Origin of the sequence: Escherichia sp. 10290, assembly GCF_030295155.1 — a bacterium.
GTDB lineage: Bacteria > Pseudomonadota > Gammaproteobacteria > Enterobacterales > Enterobacteriaceae > Escherichia > Escherichia coli_F.
The window spans coordinates 2,812,348-2,825,936 of the sequence record NZ_AP025741.1; the positions used below are offsets into that span (position 1 = coordinate 2,812,348).

General features: G+C 50.9%; 17 protein-coding genes, 1 tRNA gene and 1 pseudogene. 16 read left to right on the forward strand and 3 right to left on the reverse strand.

Features of this window, described 5'->3' with window-relative positions; genetic code table 11:
• Position 1 precedes the first annotated feature (1 nt).
• The gene (gene rsuA / locus QUE74_RS14195; protein ID WP_001353088.1) at positions 2-697 is read right to left on the reverse strand and encodes a 16S rRNA pseudouridine(516) synthase RsuA; all 696 of its coding nucleotides are present in this window, start codon (positions 695-697) and stop codon (positions 2-4) included.
• 149 nt (positions 698-846) lie between these two features.
• Between rsuA and radD the strand changes: the two genes are divergently transcribed.
• Together radD and rplY are read left to right on the forward strand one after the other, a co-directional pair.
• Complete coding sequence (radD, locus tag QUE74_RS14200; RefSeq protein ID WP_000578095.1) at positions 847-2,607, forward strand: DNA repair helicase RadD; 1,761 nt, start codon at positions 847-849, stop codon at positions 2,605-2,607.
• Between the two features lie 124 nt (positions 2,608-2,731).
• A complete protein-coding gene (rplY, locus tag QUE74_RS14205; protein WP_000494197.1) occupies positions 2,732-3,016 on the forward strand; it encodes a 50S ribosomal protein L25 in 285 nt (94 codons plus the stop codon).
• A 140-nt stretch (positions 3,017-3,156) separates the two neighbouring features.
• On the opposite strand, the gene yejK is transcribed toward rplY, so the two are convergent.
• The gene (gene yejK / locus QUE74_RS14210; RefSeq protein WP_000050789.1) at positions 3,157-4,164 is read right to left on the reverse strand and encodes a nucleoid-associated protein YejK; all 1,008 of its coding nucleotides are present in this window, start codon (positions 4,162-4,164) and stop codon (positions 3,157-3,159) included.
• 181 nt (positions 4,165-4,345) lie between these two features.
• Between yejK and QUE74_RS14215 the strand changes: the two genes are divergently transcribed.
• The 6 genes from QUE74_RS14215 to QUE74_RS14240 all read left to right on the forward strand — a co-directional run bounded on the left by QUE74_RS14215 (position 4,346) and on the right by QUE74_RS14240 (position 8,675).
• Positions 4,346-4,573 carry a YejL family protein gene (locus QUE74_RS14215; protein ID WP_001135667.1) on the forward strand — a complete coding sequence of 76 codons (228 nt, stop codon included), beginning with the start codon at positions 4,346-4,348 and terminating at the stop codon, positions 4,571-4,573.
• Positions 4,574-4,592: 19 nt separating this feature from the next.
• On the forward strand, positions 4,593-6,353 hold the full coding sequence (gene yejM, locus QUE74_RS14220) for an LPS biosynthesis-modulating metalloenzyme YejM (RefSeq protein ID WP_000256203.1): 1,761 nt from the start codon (positions 4,593-4,595) through the stop codon (positions 6,351-6,353).
• A 74-nt stretch (positions 6,354-6,427) separates the two neighbouring features.
• Positions 6,428-6,504 (forward strand) — tRNA-Pro (locus QUE74_RS14225).
• 208 nt (positions 6,505-6,712) lie between these two features.
• Positions 6,713-7,954: an integrase domain-containing protein gene (locus QUE74_RS14230; RefSeq protein ID WP_000101911.1), complete on the forward strand. Its 1,242-nt coding sequence runs from the start codon at positions 6,713-6,715 to the stop codon at positions 7,952-7,954.
• Positions 7,955-8,112: 158 nt separating this feature from the next.
• Entirely contained in the window at positions 8,113-8,298 is a 186-nt protein-coding gene (locus QUE74_RS14235; RefSeq protein ID WP_141219638.1) for a hypothetical protein, read from the forward strand.
• A 170-nt stretch (positions 8,299-8,468) separates the two neighbouring features.
• On the forward strand, positions 8,469-8,675 hold the full coding sequence (locus QUE74_RS14240; protein ID WP_000447941.1) for a helix-turn-helix transcriptional regulator: 207 nt from the start codon (positions 8,469-8,471) through the stop codon (positions 8,673-8,675).
• A 282-nt stretch (positions 8,676-8,957) separates the two neighbouring features.
• On the opposite strand, the gene QUE74_RS14245 is transcribed toward QUE74_RS14240, so the two are convergent.
• Positions 8,958-9,137, reverse strand: coding sequence for a YlcI/YnfO family protein (locus tag QUE74_RS14245; protein ID WP_000190552.1), 180 nt, complete (start codon positions 9,135-9,137; stop codon positions 8,958-8,960).
• 199 nt (positions 9,138-9,336) lie between these two features.
• On the opposite strand from QUE74_RS14245, the pseudogene QUE74_RS29610 reads away from it, so the two are divergent.
• From QUE74_RS29610 to QUE74_RS14285, 8 genes and pseudogenes are all read left to right on the forward strand, one after another.
• Positions 9,337-9,462 (forward strand): annotated as a pseudogene (locus tag QUE74_RS29610) (host cell division inhibitor Icd-like protein); the annotation flags it as partial.
• Between the two features lie 21 nt (positions 9,463-9,483).
• Positions 9,484-9,951, forward strand: a complete 468-nt coding sequence (locus tag QUE74_RS29615; RefSeq protein WP_374756998.1) for a host cell division inhibitor Icd-like protein — start codon at positions 9,484-9,486, stop codon at positions 9,949-9,951.
• Positions 9,941-10,171: a hypothetical protein gene (locus tag QUE74_RS14260; protein ID WP_000336132.1), complete on the forward strand. Its 231-nt coding sequence runs from the start codon at positions 9,941-9,943 to the stop codon at positions 10,169-10,171. Before QUE74_RS29615 ends, QUE74_RS14260 begins: the two co-directional genes overlap by 11 nt.
• On the forward strand, positions 10,164-10,391 hold the full coding sequence (locus tag QUE74_RS14265) for a hypothetical protein (RefSeq protein ID WP_000549009.1): 228 nt from the start codon (positions 10,164-10,166) through the stop codon (positions 10,389-10,391). Before QUE74_RS14260 ends, QUE74_RS14265 begins: the two co-directional genes overlap by 8 nt.
• 5 nt (positions 10,392-10,396) lie before the next feature.
• Positions 10,397-10,696, forward strand: a complete 300-nt coding sequence (locus QUE74_RS14270) for a DUF4222 domain-containing protein (RefSeq protein WP_000810836.1) — start codon at positions 10,397-10,399, stop codon at positions 10,694-10,696.
• Positions 10,693-12,447, forward strand: coding sequence for a DNA primase family protein (locus tag QUE74_RS14275; RefSeq protein ID WP_000761826.1), 1,755 nt, complete (start codon positions 10,693-10,695; stop codon positions 12,445-12,447). The genes QUE74_RS14270 and QUE74_RS14275 overlap by 4 nt, the downstream gene beginning before the upstream one ends.
• A 288-nt stretch (positions 12,448-12,735) precedes the next feature.
• Positions 12,736-13,014, forward strand: a complete 279-nt coding sequence (locus tag QUE74_RS14280; RefSeq protein WP_000557474.1) for a hypothetical protein — start codon at positions 12,736-12,738, stop codon at positions 13,012-13,014.
• Positions 13,011-13,433 carry a single-stranded DNA-binding protein gene (locus QUE74_RS14285; RefSeq protein ID WP_000126681.1) on the forward strand — a complete coding sequence of 141 codons (423 nt, stop codon included), beginning with the start codon at positions 13,011-13,013 and terminating at the stop codon, positions 13,431-13,433. The genes QUE74_RS14280 and QUE74_RS14285 overlap by 4 nt, the downstream gene beginning before the upstream one ends.
• Positions 13,434-13,589 lie beyond the last annotated feature (156 nt).

The window sequence follows — 13,589 nt, forward strand, 5'->3', positions numbered from 1 at the left end:
GTTAGACGACGCTGGCAATTTCTTCTTCAGTTAACGGACGATATTCACCGGGGGCTAAATCAGCATCCAGCGTAATGCCGCCAATACGTTCACGATGCAGCTCAACCACGTGGTTACCCACGGCGGCGAACATGCGTTTCACCTGATGATAACGCCCTTCGCTGATGGTCAGACGAACCTGCGTTGGGGTAATCACTTCCAGCATCGCCGGCTTAGTGAGATCTTTTTCGTTATGCAGCTGCACGCCTTTAGCAAATTGCTCTGCCGTATCGTCAGCTACGGGTGATTCCAGCGTCACCAGATAGGTCTTCTCGCAATGATGGCGCGGAGAAGTAATGCGGTGCGACCACTGGCCATCATCAGTCATCAGCACCAGACCGGTGGTATCGATATCCAGACGCCCTGCGGCGTGCAGTTTCCACGCTACCGGTTCATCCAGAAAATAGAGCACCGTTGGGTGATCCGGGTCATCAGTTGAGCAAACATAGCCCTGAGGCTTATTGAGCATGAAGTAACGTGGACCGTGTTGCTGCGCCAGCGGGTTGCCATCGTAAGCGACATCATGTTCAGGGAGCAGTTTGAACGCTGCATTACGGACGATTTCGCCATCGACGGTGACACGATTGCCGCGGATTTCACGCCCGGCAATAGCACGGCTAACGCCGAGTTGCTGTGCGATAAATTTATCAAGTCGCATGTGTGTGATTTTGCCTGTAAAAAACGGAGGTCGGGTAATGACCCGAAAATCTGAACTGTTGTCTGCCCAGTATAGCGGTCTAATAACTTCCCTCAAGGGAAAAAGATCCGTGGCATACTATTAGCAGAATAATCTACCTACGCGAGACCATGATTTTTACACTCCGTCCATATCAGCAAGAAGCCGTGGATGCCACGCTCAACCATTTTCGTCGTCATAAAACCCCTGCCGTTATTGTGCTGCCCACCGGTGCAGGTAAAAGCCTGGTGATAGCGGAACTGGCGCGGCTGGCGCGTGGTCGTGTGCTGGTGCTGGCACACGTTAAAGAGCTGGTGGCGCAAAACCATGCAAAATATCAGGCGCTGGGACTGGAAGCCGATATCTTTGCCGCTGGGCTAAAGCGTAAAGAGAGCCACGGTAAAGTAGTATTTGGCAGCGTGCAATCGGTCGCCCGTAACCTTGATGCCTTTCAGGGTGAATTTTCACTGTTGATTGTCGATGAATGCCATCGTATTGGTGACGATGAAGAGAGCCAGTATCAGCAAATCCTCACTCACCTGACAAAAGTGAATCCCCGCTTACGCCTGTTAGGGCTGACTGCCACGCCTTTTCGGTTGGGCAAAGGCTGGATTTATCAGTTTCATTATCACGGCATGGTACGCGGCGATGAGAAAGCCCTTTTCCGCGACTGTATTTATGAGCTGCCGCTGCGTTATATGATTAAACACGGCTATCTGACGCCGCCAGAACGACTGGATATGCCAGTAGTGCAATACGATTTCAGCCGATTGCAGGCACAGAGTAACGGGCTGTTCAGCGAAGCCGATCTCAACCGCGAGCTGAAAAAACAGCAACGTATTACCCCGCACATCATCAGCCAGATTATGGAGTTCGCCGCAACGCGCAAAGGGGTGATGATTTTCGCTGCGACAGTCGAACACGCAAAAGAGATTGTCGGCTTGCTGCCCGCTGAGGATGCAGCACTTATTACCGGCGACACGCCAGGCGCTGAACGCGATGTATTAATTGAAGATTTTAAAGCCCAGCGTTTTCGCTATCTGGTCAACGTCGCGGTACTGACCACCGGATTTGACGCCCCGCACGTCGATCTTATTGCTATTCTGCGCCCTACCGAATCGGTGAGTCTTTACCAACAAATTGTCGGGCGCGGTCTGCGTCTGGCTCCAGGCAAGACTGATTGCTTAATTCTTGATTATGCGGGTAATCCTCACGATCTCTACGCGCCGGAGGTCGGTACACCGAAAGGCAAAAGTGACAACGTTCCGGTACAGGTTTTCTGCCCTGCCTGCGGTTTTGCCAACACCTTTTGGGGGAAAACGACCGCTGACGGGACATTGATTGAACACTTTGGTCGTCGTTGTCAGGGATGGTTTGATGATGACGACGGTCATCGAGAACAGTGTGACTTCCGCTTCCGTTTTAAGAATTGCCCACAATGTAACGCAGAAAATGATATAGCCGCCCGCCGCTGCCGCGAATGTGACACCATACTGGTTGATCCAGACGACATGTTAAAAGCGGCGCTACGACTGAAAGACGCGCTGGTATTACGCTGTAGCGGCATGTCTTTGCAACATGGGCACGACGAGAAAGGCGAATGGTTGAAAATCACCTATTACGATGAAGACGGCGCGGATGTGAGTGAGCGTTTCCGTCTGCAAACGCCCGCTCAGCGTACCGCCTTCGAGCAGCTTTTTATCCGCCCGCATACGCGTACACCGGGCATCCCTCTGCGCTGGATCACCGCTGCCGATATCCTCGCCCAACAAGCGTTGCTGCGCCATCCGGATTTCGTCGTCGCACGAATGAAAGGCCAGTACTGGCAAGTGCGTGAAAAAGTGTTTGATTACGAAGGTCGTTTTCGTCGGGCGCACGAATTACGCGGTTAATGGTAGTTTTAATTGATGTGCAAGGCGATTGAGTATAGAATCTCGCCCGCTTTTGCATACGCAAAGCAGATCATTTGCCTGTTGCTGGGTCGCCTGTAGCAGGATTAATTTAAGAGAGAAAGAAATGTTTACTATCAACGCAGAAGTACGTAACGAGCAGGGTAAGGGTGCGAGCCGCCGCCTGCGTACCGCTAACAAATTCCCGGCAATCATCTACGGTGGCAACGAAGCGCCGCTGGCTGTTGCTCTGGATCACGACAAAGTCATGAACATGCAAGTTAAAGCTGAATTCTACAGCGAAGTTCTGACCATCGTTGTTGACGGTAAAGAAATCAAAGTTAAAGCTCAGGACGTACAGCGCCACCCGTACAAACCTAAGCTGCTGCACATCGACTTCGTTCGCGCTTAATCGCTGAATAAGTTGTAAAAAAAACCCCGCTCCGGCGGGGTTTTTTGTATCTGCAAATTATGCCTGATTACGGTATTGCTATTTTTTGTAGGCCAGATAAGGCGTTCACGCCGCATCTGGCATTCATAACACCAAACCGATTAATTGCCGCCAGACGTCCGGCGCTGCAATTGATCGCGCAAGTTCGGCGGCGTGCCTTTAATGGTCAGGGTATCGGTCGCCGGGTCCCAGAAAATGCGCTCACCTAACAGCATCGCATCAAAGTTAATGGTCAAGCCACCACCGCTACCGGCAAACTTCGTCAACTGACGCAACGTGCTACGGTCTGCCGGGAAGCTCTCTTCAAGTTCGTAGCCTTTTTCAGCCGCAAATTCCGTGAAGCTCACTTCGCTGACGCCCGCCAGCTCTTTCGACAGCGATTCAAGCTCGATCTCTTCACCCGCCTGCAATTGCTCATTACAGTAGCTGTAGACCTGCTGACGCACGTTCTGCCGTTCTGCTTTATCCAGTTGTGCTTCGGCAGTGAAATCATCAACCGCCTGCAATAATCCGCGGTTTTGCGCTTTCGCGTTCAACCCTTCGCTGGCACCGAGGAAGTCCATGAAGAAATCGGCCACTTTGCGCCCGACTCGCCCTTTCAGGAAAGTGAGATACCGGGTCGACTCTGGATTGGTTTCCCATTCGGTTAAATCAATACGCGCAACAATATCCGCATGATTGATATCAAGATAATGGGTCGGGTTGATGTCGAGATTTTCGTTAACGCGCATACTGCTCAGGTTGCTCAGAACCGCCACCAGCAGATATTCGACAGCTAAATAACGGTAGTGACAAAACAGCACGAAGCCACCGTCAGCAAAAGGATATTTCGCTAATTCGTCACGCAGGCGACCGGTTGCCGCGCGGCTAAAGGCCAGAAAGTCCTCTTCGCCCTGACGCTGTAAGCGTAGCGTCTGCGCCAGTTCACTCTCTTCGCTGAACAAGCCGTATGCTTTATTTTTGGCGCTATAGACCCGATGCAGTTCTGCCACCATCTCAACGACGGTTTCTGTCGGTTCCAGCAATGAATCGCGCAACACCAGCTCAAGGTTCTGCTCATCACGCTTGATAAGCTGGTGCAGAGCAATCTGGTTGATATCCAGACTCATGATAAACTCTCCTTTAAGACCGGCCGGTATTCAACCACCGCCGGTAAAGCGACGCAATAAAAGATGGCGGTCATTTTACAGAAGGCGGCGTAACGAGAATGATTTAAAGCATAAAAAAGCAGAAAAAAAACCGTTGCTACGGTAATATGTTGCCCTTTCATCAACTAACTGATTTCGATTTATGCCACAAATTTCCCGCTACAGTGATGAACAGGTTGAACAATTGCTCGCAGAGCTGCTCAACGTACTGGAAAAACATAAGGCTCCGACCGACCTTTCCCTGATGGTGTTAGGCAACATGGTCACTAACCTTATCAACACCAGCATTGCCCCGGCCCAACGCCAGGCAATTGCCAACTCTTTTGCCCGCGCCTTACAGTCCTCTATCAACGAAGACAAAGCGCACTAAGGGAAACAGATAACAGGTTATGGTAACTCATCGTCAGCGCTACCGTGAAAAAGTCTCCCAGATGGTCAGTTGGGGGCACTGGTTTGCACTGTTCAATATTCTGCTTTCGCTCGTCATTGGCAGCCGTTACCTGTTTATCGCCGACTGGCCGACAACGCTTGCTGGTCGCATTTATTCCTACGTAAGCATTATCGGCCATTTCAGCTTCCTGGTGTTCGCCACCTACTTGCTGATCCTCTTCCCGCTGACTTTTATCGTCGGCTCCCAGAGGCTGATGAGGTTTTTGTCCGTCATTTTAGCAACGGCGGGAATGACGCTATTACTGATCGATAGCGAAGTCTTTACTCGTTTCCATCTCCATCTTAATCCCATCGTCTGGCAGTTGGTTATCAACCCAGACGAAAATGAGATGGCGCGCGACTGGCAGCTGATGTTCATCAGCGTGCCGGTTATTTTATTGCTTGAACTGGTGTTTGCGACGTGGAGCTGGCAAAAGCTACGCAGCCTGACGCGTCGTCGGCGCTTCGCGCGCCCGCTGGCCGCATTCTTATTTATCGCTTTTATTGCCTCGCATGTGGTGTATATCTGGGCCGATGCCAACTTCTATCGCCCGATCACCATGCAGCGCGCTAACCTGCCGCTTTCGTACCCGATGACGGCGCGACGTTTTCTTGAGAAGCATGGTCTGCTTGATGCGCAGGAGTATCAACGCCGTCTTATTGAGCAAGGCAATCCAGACGCCGTTTCCGTTCAGTATCCGTTAAGCGAACTGCGCTATCGCGATATGGGCACCGGGCAGAATGTGCTGTTGATTACTGTCGATGGCCTGAACTACTCACGCTTCGAGAAGCAGATGCCTGCGCTGGCAGGTTTTGCTGAGCAAAATATTTCGTTCACACGTCATATGAGTTCCGGCAACACCACAGACAACGGCATCTTTGGCCTGTTCTATGGCATCTCGCCAAGCTATATGGACGGCATTCTTTCGACCCGTACGCCTGCGGCGTTAATTACTGCGCTTAATCAGCAAGGCTATCAGCTGGGGTTATTCTCGTCAGATGGCTTTACCAGCCCGCTGTATCGCCAGGCATTGTTGTCAGATTTCTCGATGCCGAGCGTACGTACCCAATCCGACGAGCAGACCGCCACGCAGTGGATCAACTGGCTGGGCCGCTACGCACAAGAAGATAACCGCTGGTTCTCGTGGGTCTCTTTCAATGGCACTAACATTGACGACAGCAATCAGCAGGCATTTGCACGGAAATATAGCCGGGCGGCAGGCAATGTCGATGACCAGATCAACCGCGTGCTCAATGCACTGCGTGATTCTGGCAAACTGGACAATACGGTGGTGATTATCACTGCCGGCCGGGGTATTCCGCTGAGCGAAGAGGAAGAAACCTTTGACTGGTCCCACGGTCATCTGCAGGTACCATTAGTGATTCACTGGCCCGGCACACCGGCGCAGCGTATTAATGCGCTGACTGATCATACCGATCTGATGACGACGCTGATGCAACGCCTGCTACATGTCAGCACACCTGCCAGCGAATATTCGCAAGGTCAGGATTTGTTCAACCCTCAACGCCGTCATTACTGGGTTACCGCTGCGGATAACGATACGCTGGCAATTACCACCCCGAAAAAGACGCTGGTGCTGAACAATAACGGTAAATACCGTACTTACAACTTACGTGGTGAAAGAGTGAAAGATGAAAAACCACAGTTAAGTTTGTTATTGCAGGTGCTGACAGACGAGAAGCGTTTTATCGCTAACTGATTAATTATAAATCAGTTAGCGAAATATCTTACTTGCATTCGTTGTGGAAAACGGTAGTATTAGCAGCCACGAGTCGGCACGTAGCGCAGCCTGGTAGCGCACCGTCATGGGGTGTCGGGGGTCGGAGGTTCAAATCCTCTCGTGCCGACCAAATCGCCCACCGGAAAGCACCGAATAAGACAGGGATAACCCGCTAATCACTTGATTGGCGGGTTTTTTTATGGTTTTTAGTCACCGAACATCACCGGATTTATAAGCTATCAGCCGGATTTTTTAGTTATACGTTTAGTTATACGGGCTGGCGTATAACTAAAGCCGTATAACTAAAACCCTGTTTTTTCGTGTGGAATCATAGACATATGGCGAGAAAAACACCCCCATTAACCACAGTGCAGATCAAAGCAGCCAGACCAGCGCAAAAGGAGTACACCCTACAGGACGGCGGTGGGCTTTTTCTCCTGGTAAAACCGTCCGGATCAAAACTCTGGCGATTTTCCTACTACCGACCATCGGACAAAAAAAGAATATTGCTGAGTTTTGGATCGCTTGAAGATGTTTCCCTGGCTGATGCCAGAAAACGCCGTAGCGAGTACAGGACGTTAATCAGTGCCGGAACTGACCCGCAGGACCATGAGAAGAAAAAACGAGAGGCAGAGGCCCGAAGACAAGGGAACACGTTCGAAAATGTGGCGGCGGCATGGTACCAGGTGAAAATCAGCCAGAATCTGGCCCCCAACACGATTAAAGACATCTGGCGTTCGCTGGATAAATATGTATTCCCGTTCATCGGCAACACGCCAATAGATACCCTCACTGCCCGAAGGTTCGTTGAGGTGCTTACACCCATCAAGGAGCGCGGCAACCTGGAAACACTCAAGCGGGTTTTACAGCGCGTTAATGAGGTAATGGATTACGCCGCCAACAGTGGGCTGATTGATGCCAATCCGGCTATGAATGTGCGTAAGGCGTTCCCCTCCCCTGTAAAAAAACATATGCCAACAATCCGCCCCGAACAGTTGCCGGAGCTTATGCAGGCTTTATCCGTATCAGCAACAGAACGGCAGACCAGATTACTGATTGAATGGCAGCTACTGACTGTAACCCGTCCGGTTGAAGCATCGTCAGCACGCTGGGAAGAAATCGACATGGACGCGCAACAATGGACGATCCCCGCCGGACGCATGAAGATGCGGCGTGATCACGTTATCCCGCTTTGTAGTCAGGCTATGGCGGTACTGGAGGCCATGAAGCCAATCAGCCACCACCGCGAGCACGTTTTCCCTAGCCTGAAAGACCCACGGCAGCCTATGAACAGCCAGACCGCCAACGCAGCATTGCGGCGAATGGGATTCGCTGGCGTGCTGGTGTCTCATGGATTACGCGCCATATTCAGCACAGCAGCGAACGAGGAAGGATTCGAGCCGGACGTAATCGAGGCCGCACTCGCACACGTGGACACGAACGAGGTAAGGCGAGCATATAACCGAAGTAACTACCTGGAAAAGCGCGTGGTGCTTATGCGCTGGTGGGGGGAATTTGTAGAGGCCGCAGCAACCGGAGTGACCATAGCCAGTGGTAAAAGGGGTATCCGTGCCGTGTAACTGTACAAAAAACCAGTAAAAGCGATGCAAACCATGCTAAACCATCGTATAATCACCATATACAGAGAGACCCGACTCTTGAAATTCAAGGAGTTATCCGAGTGTTTTTCAATGAAAAGGTATCCCCTGCCTATGGTGAAGGCCTTCAACTGGCCTTAATGGCAAATCGTGAATTCTGGTCAACGTACGATCCGGAAGACAAATCAACTGCCCCCACAAAACACGAGGTAGTCAGTTTTTTGCGCTCGCGTGGCGCATCGAAAAATCTGGCTGAAAGTATCGACAAGGTGCTGAGGCCCACCAGCCTTAAATGCGGTGGGCGACCTAAGAAGTGGAAACGGTAATCACAATAGCGGCCCCTTGCGGTCGCTATTTTTTTGCAGAAAGAAAAGCGTAATCAATAAGATAAAAAACAGTGGGTACCGTTTTAAAACGGTGGGTACTGTTTTTCCCGCCCTGCCCTGTTTTACCGTATTTATCACCGGAATACGCCGGATTAACGAGGTAAAACATAGTGGAAACAATCAGAAAAATTCTTACCCGTCAGGAAGTAAAAAATATTCTGCGCATCAAGGCAGACAGTTCGCTACAGGACATGATCAACGCCGGAAAATTCCCGAAAGGCTTCAAAATCGGTCTGCGCCGTGTTGGCTGGTATGAAGATGAAGTGCTGGCCTGGCTGAAAGAGCGCGAGGAAGAAGCGCGCGGAACGGCTGCGTAATGGTGTGAGGCGTAACGCGATGAACATAACAAAAAGCGCCCCGTTGCCGGAGCGCCCTTGCGAACAATTAACCTGCTGCGAAAAAAATGGATCAGTGCAGTGGAATTATATCAACCGTGTGACGAAGCGCCACAATTGCCGGATAACAGGAAAAACAAAGGCCACCCGCTACGGTGGCCCCTCGACACAAGCTACACGTTATCCCCAACGCATGAGCATAGCCAACAATGCCACATTTGCGGCTGGTGGGCAAAGCGTAACCGGAAAAAAATTCCGGTGGAGCTACTCCTGCTCTTTGGCCTTGCGGCGCTGGCGGCGTTTGATCTCGCCGCGCATGGCTGCACTTATAAACTGCCCTGTACTTTCGCCTTCTTCTTTCACGTTTTCCATGCCTTCAATAATTTCATGGGCAATACGTGCAGTTACAGATTGTGATTTTGCATTCTTTGGACCTGTTGCCATGTCTAACTCCTTATGTTTTTGGTGTAAGACAATATACACGAAAAAAAATTATTTTGAAGGGTTGACGTGTAAGACACTATTATTTTACATTGTGTCTTACACCTTGTTGATACAAGGTGCAGAAACGACGAAACCCGGCAGTGCGCTAACACTAACCGGGCTTCTAACCACCAACGATAACGAGAGTATCGAGGTAGCTATGTTAAATCATACCATACACCCGCAAGGGCGGGACTCGCACAACCTGAATAAATATATCTGGCGTTTTATCGCCCTGAGCACAGCACAACCGCGCGTGATTACCATTGAGGCCACCAGCGAACAGGAAGCACGCCAGAAAAACCAGTTGATCGCCATTGCCAGCCAGGGCTATGATTTATCCGCACCAGCAAAATCTGGTGCCGGGATTGGCGTCCTGGTATTTAACGAAGCGCACAACACGCGCCCTGCGTGTTTTTTTGTGCCGGATAGTCACACCTTATCAATGGTGGGCTGTATGGGGGCGGAGCAATCCGCGCCGGGTTCTTCGTTAACCGGTTACGCCAACCCTGTACAGTCCACCGCCAGCGAAATTGGCGTTTCCTGCGGTGGGTTTATTAAACCTAACGAAGAGGCTGCCAACATGGCTACTATCCCTGCCCTCGTACATTCTCAAACTGCCTTTATCTGGCGCTTTATCATCTTTGGCGCGTCAGAATCCCAAATCATCCACGTAACCGCCTGGACGGAACGCGAAGCGCGTAGTCGTTGCCCGTCCGGTTGTGTTGCTGTATTCGCCGCCCGTATTCGTCAGGAGGTGCGCCATGTGCAATAAAAACACGCCGGACGCAGCAGGCGAAGCATTGAAAGTACTGATACATGCGCTTGTGGATATAAATTGCATGGTAGAGATCATGGAGAGGAAATCACAGTCGGAGTACGACAAAAGAAAATTTAAAACAATAAAAATAATTATCAAAAACTCACTGACAAAAGCTACAGACATCCTCAATGAGGACACTAAAAGAATCAGGGAGAAACTGTGTGATGCATAAAATACCCTTTAATGTTCTTATTCATTCTGAGAATGCATTAATCCGCGCAAAGGAAATGGAGGCATTATTACTTAAGTTAATGGAAGTGCCGGAAAATGGCGATGAATCATATCCCATGATGTTTTCTGCCGTGCACACATTATTAACGCCAGTAATTAACGAATTAAATACAGTGATGGCAATTCACGAGAATAATAAAGCGCATCACACCGGAGAATAAAAACCATGAAACAGAAAAATTCTGGCTTTACTGCCAGTGGCCTCGCTCGGCCTGAAATCCGCCCCGGCGATATTTTCCGGGATAACTACGGCGGCACGGTAACGATTAAAAGCGTGGCGGGACGGTGCGTAACTTACCGCCGTGAAGGTTACGAATATGATTGCGTGATGCCTGTTTATCAGTTCCGGCGTGATTTTTCTCTGGTACAGACCGCGCCGCATAACGTGCCCACCAGCAACGCCAGGGCACGGGCAAACATCCAGAAGCTGAAAACCATGATTAACGGATTCAGGGGTAAAAAATGAAACTGGCACCGAACGTAAAACAGCAGTCACGCGGCATAAAACACAAAGAAACAGAAGTCATTATTTTTGCGGGTAGTGATGCCTGGTCACACGCAAAACAATGGCAGGAACATGACGCGCGTCTGGCCGGAGATAATGAGCCTCCTGTGTGGCTTGGGGAGCAGCAGTTATCAGAACTGGATAAGCTGCAAATTGTGCCGGAAGGCAGAAAATCCGTGCGCATATTCAGGGCCGGATATCTTGCGCCAGTAATGATAAAGGCGATTGGCCAGAAGCTGGCGGCGGCAGGCGTACAGGATGCAAATTTTTATCCTGAGGGTATGCACGGCCAAGAGGTGCAGAACTGGCGCGAATATCTGGCCCGTGAGCGACAGAATCTTTCTGATGGTCTGGTCATTGAGCTTCCGGTAAAGCAAAAGGCGCAACTTTCGCAGATGGCGGACAGTGAGCGCGCGCAGCTGCTTGCCGATCGCTTTGATGGCGTTTGCGTACATCCTGAAAGTGAAATCGTTTACGTATGGCGCGGCGGGGTATGGTGTCCGGTCAGCACAATGGAACTTAGCCGCGAAATGGTGGCGATCTATTCAGAGCACAGGGCCACTTTCAGCAAGCGCGTAATCAATAACGCCGTGGAAGCGTTAAAAGTTATTGCCGAACCAATGGGCGAGCCGTCCGGCGATTTGCTGCCGTTCGCCAATGGTGCGCTTGACCTGAAAACGGGGGAATTTTCCCCGCACACGCCGGAGAACTGGATCACCACGCACAACGGTATTGAGTACACGCCACCAGCACCAGGGGAGAATATCCGCGACAACGCGCCAAACTTTCATAAATGGCTTGAGCACGTAGCCGGAAAAGACCCGCGCAAGATGATGCGTATATGTGCCGCGCTGTACATGATTATGGCGAACCGGTACGACTGGCAGATGTTTATTGAGGCCACCGGAGACGGCGGGAGCGGTAAAAGTACATTCACGCACATAGCCAGCCTTCTGGCAGGGAAACAGAACACGGTGAGCGCGGAGATGACATCGCTTGATGATGCTGGTGGACGTGCGCAGGTTGTCGGGAGTCGTCTTATCGTCCTGGCTGACCAGCCGAAATATACAGGCGAAGGAACGGGCATCAAGAAAATCACGGGCGGCGACCCCGTGGAAATTAACCCGAAATATGAAAAGCGTTTTACGGCGGTAATCAGGGCGGTGGTGCTGGCTACCAACAATAACCCGATGATATTCACCGAACGGGCCGGAGGTGTGTCACGTCGTCGCATAATTTTCCGTTTCGACAATATCGTCAGTGAGGCCGAAAAAGACAGGGAGCTACCGGAAAAGATTGCGGCTGAAATCCCTGTCATTATCCGCCGATTGCTGGCGAACTTTACCGACCCTGAGAAGGCACGGGCTTTACTACTGGAACAGCGTGACGGTGATGAAGCACTGGCAATAAAGCAACAGACGGATCCGGTTATTGAGTTTTGCCAGTTCCTGAATTTTCTGGAGGAAGCGCGCGGCCTGATGATGGGTGGCGGTGGTGATTCAGTGAAGTACACGACCAGGAACAGCCTTTATCGCGTCTATCTGGCGTTTATGGCGTACGCAGGCAGGAGCAAACCGCTAAACGTAAATGACTTTGGCAAGGCTATGAAGCCAGCCGCGAAAGTTTACGGACATAAATATATTACGCGGAAAGTTAAGGGAGTAACGCAGACTAACGCAATAACAACAGACGAGTGCGACGCGTTTTTATAATTTTTTGTAATTGCTGTCTACCCTGTCTACCTGAGTAAAGAAAAATACATTTAATTCAGTGCATTAAGTTATGTAGATAGCCTTTTTTTACTATCTACCCACTATCTACCCTCTCTACCTGATTTTACCTGAATCAGACAGGGAGGTAGACACGGGGTAGATAGTGGATAAAAGCACTCTACCCCGCTGAAAGCCGCGCCATTACTGGCATGAGGGCCACTAAGGTAGATAAGGTAGACAAGGGGAGGCACAACTCAAAACTTTTTAAACGAGGGGGTAAAAATAAATATGCACACTTCAGGGAAATTTAATAAATCACTCAAAAAACGCAGAGACAGAACAGAACCGAAATATCGCGCGTTAGACATGACAGAGCACGCTTTAAAGGTGGCAATCAGAACGATAGACCGCCACGCGGGGGAAGGATACGCGAAAGCACATCCCGACCTGATAAGCGCATTCATGACCACGACGGCGGCAAATTTTGCCACGCTGACAGAGCGGGAGATTGCCGAAGCGGAACAGGTAACAACAATCAACGTTAAAACCGGAGAGGTGGAATCATGACAGCACAGATAGCCGCTTACGGGCGGCTGGTGGACGACCCGCAGGTAAAACAGACCAGCAAGGGCACACCGATGACGCTGGCGCGTATGGCGGTCCCCCTTCCGTGCAGCCAGGCAGATGACGGAACGGCGACGATGTGGTTATCCGTCCTGGCATTTGGCAGACAGGCCGAAGCACTGGAAAGGCACCGCAAGGGTGAACTCCTGAGCGTGGCGGGTAACATGCAGATCAGCCAGTGGACTGGGCAGAACGGAGAAACGCGGCAGGGCTGGCAGGTTATCGCAGACAGTGTAATCAGTGCGCGAACGGCGCGACTGGGCGGCAAAAAAGGTCAACAGGGCCAGGCTACTGACGCGCTGAACAGGGCAAAACAACAGGCGGGGAATGATGATCCGTACGGGGATAACATACCGTTTTAAGCGACGAGTGACAGAAGCCGGAGCAATCCGGCTTTTTTACGGGTCCTCCTGGCGGGGTGGGCCTGAACACGGGGCGGGAGGCGCGGAAAAAAGCGCATTTTTGTGATTTTATCGTCATCATCATCATGAGCGTAATTTATTGTTTTTAATTGTTTT

Bases quoted from the DNA above. Each gene is read 5' to 3' on its own strand.
- rsuA (WP_001353088.1), bottom strand. From the start codon at position 697: ATGCGACTTGATAAATTTATCGCACAGCAACTCGGCGTTAGCCGTGCT.
- radD (WP_000578095.1), top strand. From the start codon at position 847: ATGATTTTTACACTCCGTCCATATCAGCAAGAAGCCGTGGATGCCACG.
- rplY (WP_000494197.1), top strand. From the start codon at position 2,732: ATGTTTACTATCAACGCAGAAGTACGTAACGAGCAGGGTAAGGGTGCG.
- yejK (WP_000050789.1), bottom strand. From the start codon at position 4,164: ATGAGTCTGGATATCAACCAGATTGCTCTGCACCAGCTTATCAAGCGT.
- QUE74_RS14215 (WP_001135667.1), top strand. From the start codon at position 4,346: ATGCCACAAATTTCCCGCTACAGTGATGAACAGGTTGAACAATTGCTC.
- yejM (WP_000256203.1), top strand. From the start codon at position 4,593: ATGGTAACTCATCGTCAGCGCTACCGTGAAAAAGTCTCCCAGATGGTC.
- QUE74_RS14230 (WP_000101911.1), top strand. From the start codon at position 6,713: ATGGCGAGAAAAACACCCCCATTAACCACAGTGCAGATCAAAGCAGCC.
- QUE74_RS14235 (WP_141219638.1), top strand. From the start codon at position 8,113: ATGGCAAATCGTGAATTCTGGTCAACGTACGATCCGGAAGACAAATCA.
- QUE74_RS14245 (WP_000190552.1), bottom strand. From the start codon at position 9,137: ATGGCAACAGGTCCAAAGAATGCAAAATCACAATCTGTAACTGCACGT.
- QUE74_RS14260 (WP_000336132.1), top strand. From the start codon at position 9,941: ATGTGCAATAAAAACACGCCGGACGCAGCAGGCGAAGCATTGAAAGTA.
- QUE74_RS14265 (WP_000549009.1), top strand. From the start codon at position 10,164: ATGCATAAAATACCCTTTAATGTTCTTATTCATTCTGAGAATGCATTA.
- QUE74_RS14270 (WP_000810836.1), top strand. From the start codon at position 10,397: ATGAAACAGAAAAATTCTGGCTTTACTGCCAGTGGCCTCGCTCGGCCT.
- QUE74_RS14275 (WP_000761826.1), top strand. From the start codon at position 10,693: ATGAAACTGGCACCGAACGTAAAACAGCAGTCACGCGGCATAAAACAC.
- QUE74_RS14280 (WP_000557474.1), top strand. From the start codon at position 12,736: ATGCACACTTCAGGGAAATTTAATAAATCACTCAAAAAACGCAGAGAC.
- QUE74_RS14285 (WP_000126681.1), top strand. From the start codon at position 13,011: ATGACAGCACAGATAGCCGCTTACGGGCGGCTGGTGGACGACCCGCAG.